Below are 14,489 nucleotides of genomic sequence, written 5' to 3' on the forward strand. Positions count from 1 at the left end.
CGCTGCTTCAGTCGCTACACCCGCTGACCATGATCGGGGCGGCCGGGCACTCCGGCTTCCGCGGCAGAGGTCCCTCTCCTTGACCCGATGCCATCGAGTTATAAGCAGGTTGCCGTAAGTCCTGTCGGTAACCGTCTGGGTTGAGGCTCGTCGTGCGGTGTGGACCTCGCTGGGTTTGCATAAAGTTTCCGACAACGTGCAAACACCAGCGAGGCCACGATCAGTATGCGACCGGCACAGACCTACGCCAACCTGACCGACGCCCAGTACCAGCAACTACTCACCGCACTGCACCAACAGTGGCGCGTCGCCGTGCGGGCGGTGATGATCCTGCTCTCCGCCGACGGCATGCCCCCAGCCGAGATCGCCGAACTCCTGCACTACGACGACCCCGTCACCGTGCGCCGCTGGATCCGACGACACGACGCCGAAGGCCTGCCCGGCCTACCCGACCGACCCCGATCCGGCTACCCCCGCCACGGCAGAACCCGCCTCGGCACGCGCATCCGTGCCCTCCTCGCCACCCCGAAAGCCTGGACCACCATCCGGATCTGGCGGGCTCGGACGCCCCGCGGTTCGCCTCCGCACCACCTACCGGCGCATCCGCGAACAAGCCAGCTGGCACCAACCCCGCCTGACAGCCAAGACCGGAACGTGTCAAGGGATTGAGGCCAACGGGCGTTAAGCGGATTGTCGTTGCGGCTCGGGTTTGTTGGTCCAGACCTGGTTGGGCAGGTCGAGGATCTTGGGTGGTGGCCGGGTGGTGCCGAACCGTTGCGGGTACGCCGTCCGGGCTGCGGCGAGGGTGTCTTCGCGGTTGGCGCGGACGGCGTGGTGGCGGCCGTGGTGGACGTCGGCGGGGTGTGCAGGCCGATCCCGGAGTGCCGGTGAGCGTGGTTGTACCAGGTCACGAAGTCGGTCATGAACGCCCGCGCCTGGGCAAGGGACGCGGACCGGTGCGGGAAGACCGGCGCGTACTTCAACGTCTTGAGCCAGGCCTCGCTGTACGGGTTGTCGTTGGAGGTCTTCGGCCGGGAGTGCGAGCGGGTCACCTGAAGGTCTTCGAGCAGGTCAGCCACCGATTTCGAGGTCATCGAGGTGCCCCGGTCGGCGTGCACGACGTGCGGGACGCCGTGGGCGCCGAACACCTCGCGCATCATCGACTCGGCGAGCGGACCGGACTCGCGGGCGTGCACCCGTGCGCCGACGACGTACCGGGAGTAGATGTCACTCCGCCGGTCACCTCGACCAAGCCTGGCCGGGCTGCGGTCGTAGATCAATGCAACAAGTAGCCGCAGACAATGCGCGGTTCGGCGCCTTTCGGCACTCGGTAGGCACTACAGCGCTGACTACTTTCGGTAACCAGGAACAGTGGCAGTGAGCCAGTGGTGGGGCTATCTCGGCGGAGCCCATCTCGTCCGCCATAGCCAGGCACGCGCAACCCCCAGACACCCGCACCGGCCCGTTATCGCCGGAGCCACTCCTCGTCGCTCGCCCTGCGCACCCAACACCGACGCCACAGTTGGCTTGGCCAGAGGTAGGCCGCCCCCACGCCCGTCGCTGCCGAGTTCGTCGGCATGCGTCAGCGTGCGGCACCGGACGCGCCCCAGCCAGCGGCGGCACGCGAGAGGGCCTGGCGTCATCCCGGCGAGCTGGGTGCTCGGTGGGTGCTCGCACACGAAAGCCCAAAATCCGACAAATGCTCGCGCCAGGAGCAGGGCAAGGTAGTGACGCCGAGCTATTTTTGCAGTTCAGATGTGGGCCGGAGGTGCCACCATGCGAACCACACCGCCACGATCGCCGGTGACCCGTTGCCACTGAATTCCGTCAGCTCGCAGCGCCGCTAGCCCAGCGAAGGAGTGCCCTGCTATCGGGGGCACAACGGCGGCCTCGGCCAGACCCGCCCTAAAAGGTATCTTCCCAACGGTAGGCGTCACGCCGGTGGCGGATCGAGTGGCTCTCCACGCCCCGTTTCGCCTCGTTGATCCGGTCGACGATCCGGTACCTGCTGCGAGGTCAGCGGGCGGTATCGGCGCGGTGGCCAATCCCTCATCTTGTCGTCGTCGAGGTCGATTTCTGGCGACCAGCTACACGGAGTCGTCTGGCCAGCGGTCGGCAGGATCCCCGTACAACGAACTACTGGATCGACAACACCGTCTTGCCGCGGGCGTGGCCCGAGCCGTAGTGGCGCAGTGCGTCGACGGCGGCTTCCAGCGGGAATATGCGGTCGATCACGGGGGTGACCTGCCCGGCCTCTACCAGTTCGCGGAGCGCGTCGAGGTCGGCGGCGTTCGGTCGCGCGTCGAGAGCCGCCATCGTGCGGCTCACGAGTGGTGACAGGACGAGTGCGGCGAGTCGGCGGCGCAGCCACGGCGCTGGCGGGCCAGCGGAGAGCACCAGTCGGCCGTTCGGGGTGAGAACCCGGCGGCATTGCGCCAGCGAGTGGCTGCCGACCAGGTCGAACATCACGTCGTATCGCCGGGTGCTGGCGGTGAAGTCCTCTCGGGTGTAGTCGACGACGTGGTCGGCACCGAGGGAGCGAACCAGCTCGGCCGCGTTCGGCGCGCAGACCGCGGTGACCTCGGCGCCCAGCGCCTTGGCGATCTGCACCGCGAACGTGCCGACCCCACCCGTCGCGCCGTTGACCAGCACGTGTTGGCCGGCCCGCAGGCGACCGGTGTCGCGCAGGCCCTGCAGTGCGGTCGTCGCCGATATCGGGATGGCGGCGGCTTGCTCGAAGGTCAGGTTCGCTGGCTTTCTGGCCAGCATCCGCTCGGGGACGACCGCATACTCCGCAAACGCGCCGAGCCCTTCGGCGTAGACATCCTCACCCGGGCGAAAGCGGGTGACCTGCGCACCGACTACCTCGACCCGGCCGGCCAGTGCCCGTCCAGGCACCGTGTGCCGCGGCGCGCGGATGCCCGCCGCAGCACGGACCAACCATGGTCGGCCGGTCAGGAAGAACCAGACGCCGGGGTCGATGCCGGCCCCGTGCACCCGGATGCGGACCTCGTCTGGACCGACGGCGGGGAAGCCGAGGTCGGCGCGGCGGAGCACGTCGGGCGGGCCGTACTCGCGCTGGATGACGGCTTTCATGGTGGGCTTCTGTGCGGTTTCCATGGTGACTTCTCCCCAGATCGAGCTTACTTTGTAAGCTACAGCCTACTAAGTAAGCTGTCAACGGAGGTGGGTATGCCGATCCGAACCGACACCGGACAGCGCCGGCCGTTGAGCCGGGAGCGTGTCCTGATGGCCGCTCTCAATCTCGCCGACCGGGACGGCCTTGGCGCGCTGACGATGCGCCGGCTGGGGCAGGAGTTGGGCGTCGAGGCGATGTCGCTGTACAAGCACGTGGCCCACAAGAACGAGGTGCTCGATGGCATAGCCGAGCTCGTGCTGAGTGAGTTCGAACTGCCGACCGAGGACGTGGATTGGCGGGAGGGCATGCGCAGACGCGCGGTCTCAGCCCGCGCCGCGCTGGCCCGCCACCCGTGCTGGACCGTCCTGCTCAGCCGCAGCCGCCCCGGGCCGGCGATGCTGCGGAACCTGGACTCGGTCATCGGCAGCCTGCGCCGAGGGGGCTTCTCGCTGGACATGGCCGCCCGTGCTTTCTCGCTGCTGGATAGCTACATCTACGGCTTTGCAGCGCAGGAGGTCAGCCTGCCGTTCAACACTCCCGGCGAACTGATTGAGCTGACCGGCTCGATCATGGAACAGTTCCGTCCCGAGGACTACCCGCATCTGGCCGAGATGGGCAGCGACCTCATCATGCGGCCTGACTACGACCACTCCACCCAATTCACCTACGGCCTGGAACTGATCTTGGACGCCCTGGAACGCGCCCGAAGCGCGACGGACTGACCCAGCACCGACGGACCCAGCACCACAGAGGCCCCGCGACACCGTGGACCGATGGCAGTCCCGAGAATCGGGCGCGGTTTGTGCTGCCGGGACACTGGGGTCGGCTCGCGGGGTGGAGCGGCACCCAGACGCTCACGTTTCACCAATTCACGACGCATTCGCCAAGACGGTTCGCGTACCGCGATATCCGCTTTCACAAGCCCAGAGGCTGTGCGTGGGCCGGAGGCACCACCATGCGAACCACATCGCCGCCATCGCCGGTGACCCACTACCGCCGAGTTTGGGCAGGTCAGGCCAATGACGCGACACTAGGCCGTCGCCGATCAAGCGGTTGACCGACGTCGATCTTGTCCGATAGTCCCTTTATGCAATTTGACGGCACCGACGGCGCGGGCGTTCTGCTCTCGCATAGAGACCAGGACCGTCGCCCAGCCTCATGACACGTCGGCCGATCCGCTCACCACCGAGGCCGACGTCCATAAGGGCCGAGGCGTACAGGGCGGATTGAACCGGTCGTCGCAACACCTCGTCGGAGAGGTGGAGTGGCTGTCGAGGTGGCTGTGCGGCTGTCGCGTCTTAGGGTCGAGGCGGCCAGCTCGGGCCACGTCGATGTCACGCGGGTGCGTCCGAGCCGGCGGGGATGGCGGCGGCGTTGCTGGCGCGGCTGAGCATGCCGATGGCGGCGAGCGCGCAGCATCCGGCGACCGCGACGAGCAGCGGCACGTATCCCGCGGCGGTGTGCAGGGCGGTGGCGGCGAGTGGGGCGGCGGCTTTGGCGATGGTGACGGGGGCGGCGAGGCGGCCGGCGATGGTGGCGTAGGCGGTGGTGCCGTACCGGTCGGCGAGCAGGGAAGGGGCGGCGAGGCTGGTCATGCCGAAGCCGAGGCCGAAGCCGACGACGGTGACGATCGCGCCGGTGCGGGCACCGGCCAGTAGGGGCATTGCGAGGACGGCGGCGGCCTGGATGGCGAAGACGGCGGCGACGATGCCGGTGACCGGTAGGCGTCGGCGTGCGGTGGTGAGGACGAGACGACCGGTGACGGACAGGATGCCGAGCAGGCCGGCGGCGGTGGCGGCGAAGGTGGCGGGGTGCCCGCGGCTGACCAGGTAACCGATCAGGTGCACGGTCATGGTGCTGGTGGCCGCGCCGTGGGCGAAGAGGGCGCCGGCGAGGATCCAGAACCGGGCGTCGCGCATCGCGGACGCGGCGACCGCGCGCCGCTGGGCGTGGTCGCGCCGTGTGGTGCCGGCGGGCGCCCTCATCGCTGGCGACGGGGGTCGGCGGATGGTGAGCGCGTGTAGGGGCACGGTGACCAGACCGTGGATGGCGGCGAGGACGAGCAACGCGTCGCGCCAGCCGCAATGTTCGGCCAGTAGGCCGGTCAGGGGCATGAAGATGGTGCTGGCGAAGCCGGCCGCGACCGTAACCGCCAGCAGGGCCGTGGCGCGTCGGTCCGGGGTGAACCAAGCGACGATGACGGCGAATGCGGGCTCGTAGAGCACCATCGCGCCGGTGATCCCGATGCCGATCATGACGGCGTAGAGCTGGCCGATGGTGTGGACCTGGGACCAGGCTACGAGCAGGGCGGTGGCGGTGATCGAGCCGGCGGTCATCAGCGCGCGACCGCCATGGTGGTCGAGCCACCGGCCGACCGGGATGGCCATGAGGGCGCCGGCGAGGACGGAGGCGGTGAGTGCTCCGGTGACGGCGGTGGTGGACGCGCCGAGGTCGAGAGCCATCGGGTTGAGCAGGACCGCGTAGGCGTAGTAGAGGGTGCCGTAGCCGATGGTGGAGGTGGCGGCGAGGGTGGCGACGATCCGCCAACCGTGGGTGTGTTGCCCGCCGACCGTGCGGTGGTCGGCGGGCACCGTCGTGGTGGTGGGCATCAGCTGCCGCAGCAGCCGCCGGCCTGAGCGCTGGCGGGTGCGGCGTCGGAAGTGAGCAGGCTCAGGGATGTGGTGGGGCTGCGGCGTTCGAGCAGGATCACGTCGCGCCACCGACCGTGGTGGCGTCCCACCCGCTCGCGGGTGCCAATCACGCGGAACCCGGCGCGCTCATGCAGGGCGAGGCTGGCGACGTTCTCGGGAAAGACGCCGGACTGGATGGTCCAGATGCCGGCTGCCTCGCTCGAGGCGATCAGCGTGTCCAGCAGCAGCCTGGCTATTCCCCGCCCGCGTGCGGCTGGGTCGACGTAGACGGAGTGCTCGACCACGCCGGCATACACCGCGCGGGTCGAGGTCGGTGAGACCGCCACCCACCCGAGCACAGCGCCGTCGACGGCCACGAAGCGGTGCTCCGGCAGCCTGGCGGCGTCGAACGCGTCCCAGGTCGGTGCGGTGGTCTCGAAGCTGGCGTCACCACCATCGAGGCCGGCCTGGTAGATGGCCAGGACCCGGGCGGCGTCGCCAACCGTCATCGGGCGGACGACGATGTCGGCCATCAGCAGGCTCCGATCGGGTCGGGGGCGGGGCGGCCCATGATCACATCGGCGGCCGATGGGAAGCAGCCGACGCAGGCGTCGTTGATCCGGTAGCGGCGGGTGGTGCCGACCGGCTCCACGAGGACGAACCGCACCTTGGTGAGGATCTTCAGGTGCTGAGACACCGTGGACTGCGCCAGACCGATCGCCGCGACGATCTCGCCCACGCTCATCGGATGCCCCTGGCGGGCCAGGTACTCCACGATCTGCACCCGCGTCGGGTCCGCGAGAGCCCGGAACCACGAGGCGTAGGTTTCCGCGGTCGCCCGATCGAGTAGTTCGTCGCCCATCACCACTCCTTCTATCGTCCATCGCCGATCAGCGATTAATCCTAGCAGGCGGGCCCGCTACCACCGGCCGTAGGCCGCGTACGTGGCGCTGAGCGCGGCGTCGCAGATGCGCTGGGTGCGCCGTCGGTGGTGGTGCCCTGCGCGCAGGGGTCGCAGAACCGGACACCGGCGGCGGGTCACGTGCGTCGACGCGCCTCTGGCGCAGCGGCGCGTCGCCGCGCTGCTCACCGTGCAGCCGACGCTCGCCGCGTGAAGCGGGGTCGGCCCCGGGACACGGTCGCGGCCAGCGCGGTGATGACGTGCGCGGCGTCGCGGCCGACGCCGCGCAGGGTGTTCGAGGCGAACGATCGCTGGAACTCCAGCCCCAGGTAGACCAGTGCGGGATGAATGGTGGAGATCCCGTGCGCATGGTGGGGCATGCCGCCCGGCGCGAGGGCACCGAGCGGGGCTAGGTAGTCCAGGTTCGGGCGGTAGCCGGTGGCGAAGATGACCGCGTCGACGCGCTCGGATGTGCCATCGGGCCAGACGATGCCCTCTTGAGTGAAGGCGGTGAACATGTCCCGACGGGTGAGCAGGCCGCAGGTGAGGGCGTCGCGGTAGGCGCCGGTGTCGAGTACGGCGGCGTGGCGGATCACGCGCAGCAGGACCGCGCGGGGTAGTCGGTCCGCGCCGGTGACGTGCAGCCAGTGGTGCAGGTCCCGGCCACCGATGCGCTGGGGCACGAACTTGATGGGCGAGCGGGTGGCCAGGGTGACCCTCGCCCGCGAGGCGAGTTCGTGTGCGACCTGGACAGCGGAGTTGCCGGCGCCGACCACGACGACCCGCTTGCCCGCGTACGGCTCGGGCCGCCGGTAGTGCGCGACGTGCCGCACCTCGCCGGCGTAGCCGTCCTGGCCGGGAAGTGCCGGCAGGTGCGGGTTCCCGAAGGTGCCGCTGGCGGCGACGATGCCTGCCGCCGCGATCTCCTCACCGGCGCTGGTGTGCACGAGGTGGCCGCCGCCCGGCCGGGGATGGACGGCGGTGACCAGAACGTTGGTGCGGATGTCCGCGTCGATGCTGCCGGCGTAGCGGCGTAGGTAGCCGGTGACCTCGTCGCGGGTCGGGTGGCGGTCGGGATCCGCGTCGTCGAAGGCCAGGCCGGGCAGCGCGCTGTAGCGGGCCGGGGAGAACAGGGTGAGGCTGTCGTAGTAGCCCGGCCACGAGCCGACCGGCTCGGCACCTGCCTCCAGGATGACGGGGCGCAGGTTCGCCGACAGGGCGGCGTGGGCGGCGGCGAGGCCGGACTGGCCACCGCCCACGATGATCACGGGCTCTGTAGAAGTCGTCACCTCGAAATCATATCGTCATTTTGTTGAATGACAAATTGACGATGGTGCGGGAGGGTGTGAGGCATGGAGCAGCCGAGGTCCGAGCAGGCATCGTCGGCCCCCGCGGCCGGAGAACAGAGCGGTGCCCCCGCCGCGTTGGCGGAAGACACACGGGAGTTCCTCAAGGCTCTGGGGAGTCCGACCCGGCAGCGGATCATGATGCTGTTCGCCCAGGGCGCGGAGTTGTCGGTCGGGGAGATCGCCGAGCGGGCGGGGATCAGTCAGGCTACGGCCTCGCAGCAGCTGACGTTGCTGCGACGAGGTCGGGTGGTCACCTCGCGGCGGGACGGCAAGACGGTCTACTACCGGGCGGACCGCGACGGCGTGTTGACCGCCTTGACCGATCTCCGGTCGTACCTGCTGACCTGCTGTTGAGATGCCGGTGCAGCGGCCCGCAACGCGATGAGGGCACCCTCCCTGTCAGGGATGGCACCTCGCCGGTGGGTGAAGGTCAGGCGCCGATCTGACGGCCGTCAAGACGCCAGACGGTGATCACGGCCGGACGGGCGAAGTCCCCGTGCGGCCAGGTGGAGGCCGGGTTGTCGATGCTGGCCCACCGGGGTGCTGCACCGAGACGAAGGCGGTGCGGTTGTCCGGTGCGATGTGCGCTGACGCCTGCTCGGCACCGGGCGGCACGGTGAGGAACTGCTTGATGTGACCGCGTTCCGGGCCTTCGACCGGGACGGCGAACAGGCCGTCGCTCGTCGGTCACTCGGGGTGAGCCGTACGAGCCGCGGTGCTCGGCATGGATGGCGCGGATGACGCCGGCCAACTCGTCGTCGGCACCGGCACGCTGTTGCCGGGCTGGTTGGGCCGCCATCCACTCGTAGTAGCCCTGCCGACGCTTCACCGCCAGGACGCGGCACAGCCGCGCGACACCGTACCCGGTGTGGTGTTCGAAGATGAACCGGTAGCGGTGGCACCAGGGCCCGCGAGCGGAACATGATCGAACGGTGGAGGGGATGACGGCGGTGCTGCCCTACACCCAACCCGCGCCGTACCACTCGCAGTGGGGCGAGGACCGCTGGCTCGCCGAGAACTACCACCTCCCGGCCCACGGAGTGTTCGTCGACATCGGCGCTGGCGACGGCATACGCGGCAGCAACAGCCTCTACTTCGAGAACCGCGGCTGGCGCGGACTCTGCCTGGACGCCGACCCTCGCAACCACCAGCGCCTTCGGCGCCGCTGCTGCGCCGTGGACACCTGCGCCGTGTCCGCCACCCCCGGACTCTGGCCATTCGGCATGTACGCCCACAAGCCCTCCTGGTCCGGCCTGCAACGGCGCGGCACCGACTACCAGGAGATCCTCGTCGCCTGCCGGACCCTGGAAGACCTCCTCGGCCAGTGGTGCATCGACCAGATCGACCTGCTCGGCATCGACGTCGAAGGCACCGAACTCGGCGTCTGGGACTCCTTCGACCACACCCGGTACCGACCGAGCATCGTCGTCATCGAGTTCGACGCCGACCACCCCGACCGACACCCGCAGACGATCCACCGCCACCTCGGCCCGGAAACCTACGAACTCGTCCACGAGACACCAGCGAACCTGATCCTGCACCGAACAGACCGGCCCTGGCGGCGACGCCGATGAGCAGGCCCGGCCTACCGATCAACCAGCTACTACCCGACGGCAAACTGATCGTCGTCTGCGGACGCGCCGACGACGCAGAAGCCTGGCAGGCCCTGCTCGGCCCGGCCCGGTGCCTCGCCATCGCCCTGGACGACGCACCATCCGAGGTCCGACCCCGGACACTGCGCGGCGCGTCCGACCACCTCGCATGGCAACATCGCACGGTCGGCGGACTCGACGGCTCCGGCTGGCTCGCCGGGCCGGCCGACGCCTTCGACCCCGACCGCACCGCGACGCTCGTTCTACCCGACCCGCTCGATCCACCAGAAGCCGGGGCCCGGCGCCGGTTCGGCGTGAGACAGCCCGCGTGGCGGCTGTTCGAGGACAAGACCGTGGTCGACACGCTCTGGGACGCCGCCGGGGTACCCCGCGCACCGTCGATCGTCGGTGACGGTACCGCTGACCTCGCGATGCTCGGGGCGAGCGTCGACCAGGGCACCGGAGTCGTCTGCGCCTGCCAGCCCAGGGGTGCCGCACCGTCGGCTGGCGGCGACGGCATCTGGTGGTGGCGCGACGGCCCACCACCGACGACCATCCCCACCGCCGAACCCGGAACCTGGCGCGTCCGGCTGATGCCACTTCTCGAAGGAATCCCGGTACGCCTGCACGGGCTGACCCTCGCCACCAGGGTCATCCCGTTTCCGCCCATGGAACTCGTGACGCTTCCCCGCCCCGAGCAGGGGACCTTCCTGTGCGCTGGCGCCGTTCCGATGCTCGGCGACACGGTCGACCTTGTCACCGAGACTGAGCGGATCGGGGTTGGTCTACGCCGCCTCGGCTACCGCGGCGGCTTCTCCGTCGACGGCATCCTCACCCGCACGGGTTTCAGCCCACCGACTTGAACGCTCGGCTCACCTCCGCCATGGAAGCGACACCGTCGGACCGCCGAGTCCTGCTGCACGCGGTCAACCTGCTCGCGCGGGAAGGAAACGAACCCGACACCGGCGCGGTCGCGCAACTCGCGGAGGATGTGTTCCCCATCGGCAGCACCTGCACGATCTTCGGTGCGGCCACGTCTGCAGACGAGAGAGCCTCTCGAAAGGCGTGGGGTCGCTGGGATGGCGACCGGCTGGTCCCCGCCGCAAGCAACGACGCAGACGGAAGCCTCGTCATCACCCCGTCCTCACGAGGTTGGCTGCTGACCACGACCCTTGCCACCGCCCGGCTCCCAGGCGCTGGCCGGGTCGGACCATGGGCACCTGAGGTCTTCCGGCTCAGCGACGAGATACTCGGCACCAACTTCGGCCGCCTCGCACCGCCATTCGGCACCCGGTCCCGCGCCTGTCTGCCGGAAGCACGATTCAGTGCGGAGTTAGCTCGGGAGTAGACCTGCCGTCCGGCGAGCACACGTGGTTGGGCCGAGGACCGGCTACATGCGGTCCGGGGTGGTGATGCCCAGCAGGTACAGGCCTTGGTGCAGGACCCGGGCGGTGAGGTCGCACAGGGCCAGCCGGCTGTCGCGCACCTCGCCAGCGGCGCGCAGGACCGGGCAGTGCTCGTAGAACCCGCTGAAGGTGGCGGCGAGGGTGTGCAGGTATCCGGCGAGCCGGTGGAATTCCAGGGTCTGCTCGACGCCGGTGACGACGGTGCCGAAGTTGACCAGTTCGAGGGCGAGGGCGTGCTCGGCCGGGTGCGCGATCGAGATCGATGCCGCGGTGATCTGCCCGATCCCAGCGCGGCGGAAGATGGACCGGATCCGGGCGTGGGCGTACTGCAAATACGGGGCGGTGTTGCCGTCGAGGGAGAGCATCCGCTGCCAGTCGAAGACGTAGTCCTTGATCCGGTCGGTGGACAGGTCGGCGTACTTGATGGCGCCGATGCCGACCGCGCGGGCGACGTCGGCGATGGCCGCCTCGGGCAGGTCGGGGTTCTTCTGCCGGGCCAGTTCGGCGGCTCTGGTCACGGCCTCGTCGAGCAGTCCGACGAGCTTGATCGACCCGCCGGCCCGGCTGCGCAGCATCTTGCCGTCCGAGCCGAGGATCGAGCCGAAGCCGATGTGTTCGGCCACCGCGGGCGGGCTCAGCCAGCCGGCGTGCCGGGCCACCGCGTACACCATCTCGAAGTGCTGACGTTGCGGCAGGCCCACCACGTAGAGCAGCCGGGTCGCGCCGAGGTCCCGGGTCCGGTGCCGGATCGCCGCGAGGTCGGTGGCACCGTAGCCGTATCCGCCGTCGCGCTTGCGCACGATGATCGGCAACGGCTGCCCGTCGCGGCCGGTGAAGCCCTCCGGGAAGACGCAGGCGGCATCACCGCTGTTCCGCAGCAAACCGAGCCCGTCCAGCTCCTCGGTCACCGGGCCGAGCATGTCGTTGTAGTAGCTCTCACCGTAGAAGTCCTGCTCGGTGAGCAGGACGCCGAGCTGGTCGTAGACGGTCAGGAAGTACTTCTCCGACTCGGCGACCAGCAGCCGCCACAACCGCAGGGTCAGCTCGTCGCCGCCCTGCAGGGCGACCACCCGTAGCCGGGCCCGTTCCTTGAACGCGTCGTCGGCGTCGAACTTCGCCCTGGCCGCCTTGTAGAACGAGTCCAGGTCACCGACGGACAGCTCGTGGGCGGCCTCCGACTCGCCCAGGTCGAGCAGGTGCTCGATGAGCATCCCGAAGGGGGTGCCCCAGTCGCCCAGGTGGTTGGCCTTGATCACCCGGTGCCCGAGCCACTCCAGCAGCCGCACGGCGGCGTCGCCGATGACGGTCGACCGGAGGTGCCCGACGTGCATCTCCTTGGCCACGTTCGGTGCCGAGTAGTCGACGACCACCGTCTGGGGTGCGGCGCTCACCGCGACGCCGAGCCGGGGGTCCGTGGCCATCCGCGCCAGCAGGGTGCCGAGAGCCTGCTCGGCGACCGTCAGGTTGATGAACCCCGGGCCGGACACCTCCACGGCCGCGCAGAGGTCCGTCAGCTCCACCCGGTCGAGGACCTCGGTGGCGATGTCCCGGGGCGGGCGGCCGAGCCGACGCGCCAGGGCCAGGGCGGCGTCGGACTGGTAGTCGGCGTGCTGCGACCGCCGCACGACCGGGTCGACCGGCCCGCCGGCCATGGCCGAGAACGCCTGCGCCAGCCGGTCGGCCAGCAACTTTTCAAGATCCATGAAGGTACGCCAATCTCGCTCCGATCCGCCTCACGCGGGAGGCGGATCTGCCGGGGAAATGCTCGGGAGCGGATCGATCGACGACCAGGTTGACCGGCGGATCGATCCGCCGGTCGCGAAGAGGTCAGCTCAGGCGGTCGAGGGCGGCTCGCAGGCGAGCCACGGTTCGCTCACGTCCGAGGATCTCGATGGACTCGAACAGCGGCAGCCCGACGCTGCGGCCGGTCACCGCGACCCGTACCGGCGCCTGGGCCTTGCCGAGCTTGAGCCCCCGATCTGCGCCGATCGCCTCCAGCGTCGACTTGAGCACCTCGGTCTGCCACTCGCACGTCTCGTACGCCTCGACCACAGCGGCCAGCAGCGCCGGGGCCTCGGCCTTCATGGCCTTCGCCCACGCTGCCTCATCGGTGACCGGCTCGTCGAGGAACAGGAAGTCGACCATGGGCACGATCTCGGAGAGCACCGCGATCCGGGTCTGCGCCAGTTCGGCGACCACAGCGAACGCCTTTGCGTCGTACGCCTCCGGCCGCCACGGCGTGGCCTCGGCGCTCAACCAGGGCTGACACGCCTCGACGAACGCCTCCACCGACAGTGCGCGGATGTAGTCCCCATTGAAGGCCCGGAGCTTCTTCACGTCGAAGAACGCCGGAGAAGGGTTGACATCCTCCAGGCGAAACTCCGCCACGATGTCGTCCCAGGGCAGGATCTCGCGGTCACCGGACGGCGCCCACCCGAGCAGCATCAGATAGTTCCGCATCGCCGCGGCGAGGTACCCCTCGGCGCGGAAGTCCTCCAGGGCCACCCGGTCCCGGCGCTTGGACAGCTTCTGCCGCTTCTCGTTGACCAGGATCGGCGCGTGCACCCACACCGGGGGCTCAGCGCCCAGCGCCTCCCACAGCAGTTGCTGCTTCGGTGCGTTGGGGAGGTGCTCCTCCGCCCGGATCACGTGGGTGATGCCCATGACCATGTCGTCGACCACGTTCGCCAGCAGGAACACCGGCGACCCGTCGCCACGGGCGATCACGAAGTCCTCGATCAACGCGTTGTCGAAGGTCGGCTTTCCGCGCACCAGATCGACGATCACGGTCGAGCCGTCATCCGGCGTACGGAAGCGCAAAGCGCGACCGTCCCCGGCGGTCAGGCCACGGTCCCGGCAGAAACCGTCGTAGCCCTTGTGCTCGCTGCCCGTCCGCGCGATGACCTGATCCCGGGCGCAGTCGCAGTAGTAGGCAAGCCCCGCGGCGAGGAGCCGGTCGATAACCTCCCGGTGCTGCGGGGCATAGTCGGACTGAAACAGCGGCCCCTCGTACTCACCCGGGCCGATGCCGAGCCACTCCATTGCGTCGAGGATGCCCTGGACCCACTCCGGGCGGTTCCGCGCCGCGTCCGTGTCCTCGATCCGCAGCACCATCGTCCCGCCCGACTGTCGGGCCAGCACCCAGTTGAACAGGACGGACCGGGCGTTGCCCACGTGGAACATGCCCGTCGGGGAGGGTGCGAAACGAACGCGGAGATCGGAACTGGCCACGGATAGCAGGCTACCGAACAAGCGGCGGTCAGCCTCACCGATATCCGCGCCCGGAGCTCCCGAGGCGAGACGTAGTGCCCCTACCTGCGCGAACCTGCCGTAACCGGAATGCTGAAGCAGCGGCGTCCGGGTAGTTGTTCAACGCCATTCTCTACGTCAGCCGCACCGGGTAGCCGGCGTGTTCATTCTTGCCTGGCAGGCTGGGTAGGGCGAATGGGTGTGGTGCTGTTCGTCGGCGACG

10 protein-coding genes and 4 pseudogenes are annotated in these 14,489 nt (G+C 69.4%); 5 read left to right on the forward strand and 9 right to left on the reverse strand.

The window, feature by feature from the left end:
• Positions 1 to 225 precede the first annotated feature (225 nt).
• A pseudogene (locus E1258_RS34515) lies at positions 226 to 649 on the forward strand (helix-turn-helix domain-containing protein); the annotation flags it as partial.
• Between the two features lie 32 nt (positions 650 to 681).
• Here the strand turns inward: E1258_RS34515 and E1258_RS33150 are convergent.
• Both E1258_RS33150 and E1258_RS08300 read right to left on the reverse strand, forming a co-directional pair.
• Positions 682 to 1,229 (reverse strand): annotated as a pseudogene (locus E1258_RS33150) (transposase); the annotation flags it as partial.
• A 907-nt stretch (positions 1,230 to 2,136) separates the two neighbouring features.
• On the reverse strand, positions 2,137 to 3,096 hold the full coding sequence (locus E1258_RS08300; RefSeq protein ID WP_132398391.1) for an NAD(P)-dependent alcohol dehydrogenase: 960 nt from the start codon (positions 3,094 to 3,096) through the stop codon (positions 2,137 to 2,139).
• A 96-nt stretch (positions 3,097 to 3,192) separates the two neighbouring features.
• Here E1258_RS08300 and E1258_RS08305 point away from each other — a divergent pair, with 96 nt between their 5' ends.
• Complete coding sequence (locus E1258_RS08305) at positions 3,193 to 3,861, forward strand: TetR/AcrR family transcriptional regulator (RefSeq protein WP_132398372.1); 669 nt, start codon at positions 3,193 to 3,195, stop codon at positions 3,859 to 3,861.
• A 612-nt stretch (positions 3,862 to 4,473) separates the two neighbouring features.
• Here E1258_RS08305 and E1258_RS08310 read toward each other — a convergent pair.
• From E1258_RS08310 to E1258_RS08325, 4 genes and pseudogenes are all read right to left on the reverse strand, one after another.
• A complete protein-coding gene (locus E1258_RS08310) occupies positions 4,474 to 5,748 on the reverse strand; it encodes an MFS transporter (RefSeq protein WP_132398374.1) in 1,275 nt (424 codons plus the stop codon).
• Positions 5,749 to 5,813: 65 nt separating this feature from the next.
• Positions 5,814 to 6,302, reverse strand: a pseudogene (locus tag E1258_RS08315) (N-acetyltransferase family protein); the annotation flags it as partial.
• Entirely contained in the window at positions 6,302 to 6,631 is a 330-nt protein-coding gene (locus E1258_RS08320) for a helix-turn-helix transcriptional regulator (protein ID WP_132398378.1), read from the reverse strand. The gene E1258_RS08320 and the pseudogene E1258_RS08315, both read right to left, overlap by 1 nt.
• 224 nt (positions 6,632 to 6,855) lie before the next feature.
• Positions 6,856 to 7,959 (reverse strand): NAD(P)/FAD-dependent oxidoreductase, encoded by a 1,104-nt coding sequence (locus tag E1258_RS08325; RefSeq protein ID WP_207919471.1) that lies wholly within the window; start codon positions 7,957 to 7,959, stop codon positions 6,856 to 6,858.
• A 63-nt stretch (positions 7,960 to 8,022) separates the two neighbouring features.
• On the opposite strand from E1258_RS08325, the gene E1258_RS08330 reads away from it, so the two are divergent.
• Complete coding sequence (locus tag E1258_RS08330; RefSeq protein WP_132398380.1) at positions 8,023 to 8,373, forward strand: helix-turn-helix transcriptional regulator; 351 nt, start codon at positions 8,023 to 8,025, stop codon at positions 8,371 to 8,373.
• 76 nt (positions 8,374 to 8,449) lie between these two features.
• Here the strand turns inward: E1258_RS08330 and E1258_RS08335 are convergent.
• Positions 8,450 to 8,703, reverse strand: a pseudogene (locus E1258_RS08335) (alkaline phosphatase PhoX); the annotation flags it as partial.
• A gap of 257 nt (positions 8,704 to 8,960) precedes the next feature.
• Here E1258_RS08335 and E1258_RS08340 point away from each other — a divergent pair.
• Both E1258_RS08340 and E1258_RS34520 read left to right on the forward strand, forming a co-directional pair.
• Complete coding sequence (locus tag E1258_RS08340) at positions 8,961 to 9,593, forward strand: FkbM family methyltransferase (protein ID WP_243715280.1); 633 nt, start codon at positions 8,961 to 8,963, stop codon at positions 9,591 to 9,593.
• Entirely contained in the window at positions 9,590 to 10,474 is an 885-nt protein-coding gene (locus E1258_RS34520) for a hypothetical protein (protein WP_243715278.1), read from the forward strand. Before E1258_RS08340 ends, E1258_RS34520 begins: the two co-directional genes overlap by 4 nt.
• 527 nt (positions 10,475 to 11,001) lie before the next feature.
• Here the strand turns inward: E1258_RS34520 and argS are convergent.
• Complete coding sequence (gene argS / locus E1258_RS08350; protein ID WP_132398382.1) at positions 11,002 to 12,720, reverse strand: arginine--tRNA ligase; 1,719 nt, start codon at positions 12,718 to 12,720, stop codon at positions 11,002 to 11,004.
• 124 nt (positions 12,721 to 12,844) lie between these two features.
• Positions 12,845 to 14,200 carry a glutamate--tRNA ligase gene (gene gltX, locus E1258_RS08355; protein ID WP_243715281.1) on the reverse strand — a complete coding sequence of 452 codons (1,356 nt, stop codon included), beginning with the start codon at positions 14,198 to 14,200 and terminating at the stop codon, positions 12,845 to 12,847.
• Positions 14,201 to 14,489: the final 289 nt, after the last annotated feature.

Origin of the sequence: Micromonospora sp. KC207 (assembly GCF_004348615.1) — a bacterium.
Lineage (GTDB): Bacteria > Actinomycetota > Actinomycetes > Mycobacteriales > Micromonosporaceae > Micromonospora.

What these genes read in the sequence shown, in the direction of transcription:
- E1258_RS08305 (WP_132398372.1), top strand. Translation starts at nt 3,193, where the DNA reads ATGCCGATCCGAACCGACACCGGACAGCGCCGGCCGTTGAGCCGGGAG.
- E1258_RS08310 (WP_132398374.1), bottom strand. Translation starts at nt 5,748, where the DNA reads ATGCCCACCACCACGACGGTGCCCGCCGACCACCGCACGGTCGGCGGG.
- E1258_RS08320 (WP_132398378.1), bottom strand. Translation starts at nt 6,631, where the DNA reads ATGGGCGACGAACTACTCGATCGGGCGACCGCGGAAACCTACGCCTCG.
- E1258_RS08340 (WP_243715280.1), top strand. Translation starts at nt 8,961, where the DNA reads ATGACGGCGGTGCTGCCCTACACCCAACCCGCGCCGTACCACTCGCAG.
- E1258_RS34520 (WP_243715278.1), top strand. Translation starts at nt 9,590, where the DNA reads ATGAGCAGGCCCGGCCTACCGATCAACCAGCTACTACCCGACGGCAAA.
- gltX (WP_243715281.1), bottom strand. Translation starts at nt 14,200, where the DNA reads ATGTTCCACGTGGGCAACGCCCGGTCCGTCCTGTTCAACTGGGTGCTG.
- argS (WP_132398382.1), bottom strand. Translation starts at nt 12,720, where the DNA reads ATGGATCTTGAAAAGTTGCTGGCCGACCGGCTGGCGCAGGCGTTCTCG.
- E1258_RS08330 (WP_132398380.1), top strand. Translation starts at nt 8,023, where the DNA reads ATGGAGCAGCCGAGGTCCGAGCAGGCATCGTCGGCCCCCGCGGCCGGA.
- E1258_RS08300 (WP_132398391.1), bottom strand. Translation starts at nt 3,096, where the DNA reads ATGAAAGCCGTCATCCAGCGCGAGTACGGCCCGCCCGACGTGCTCCGC.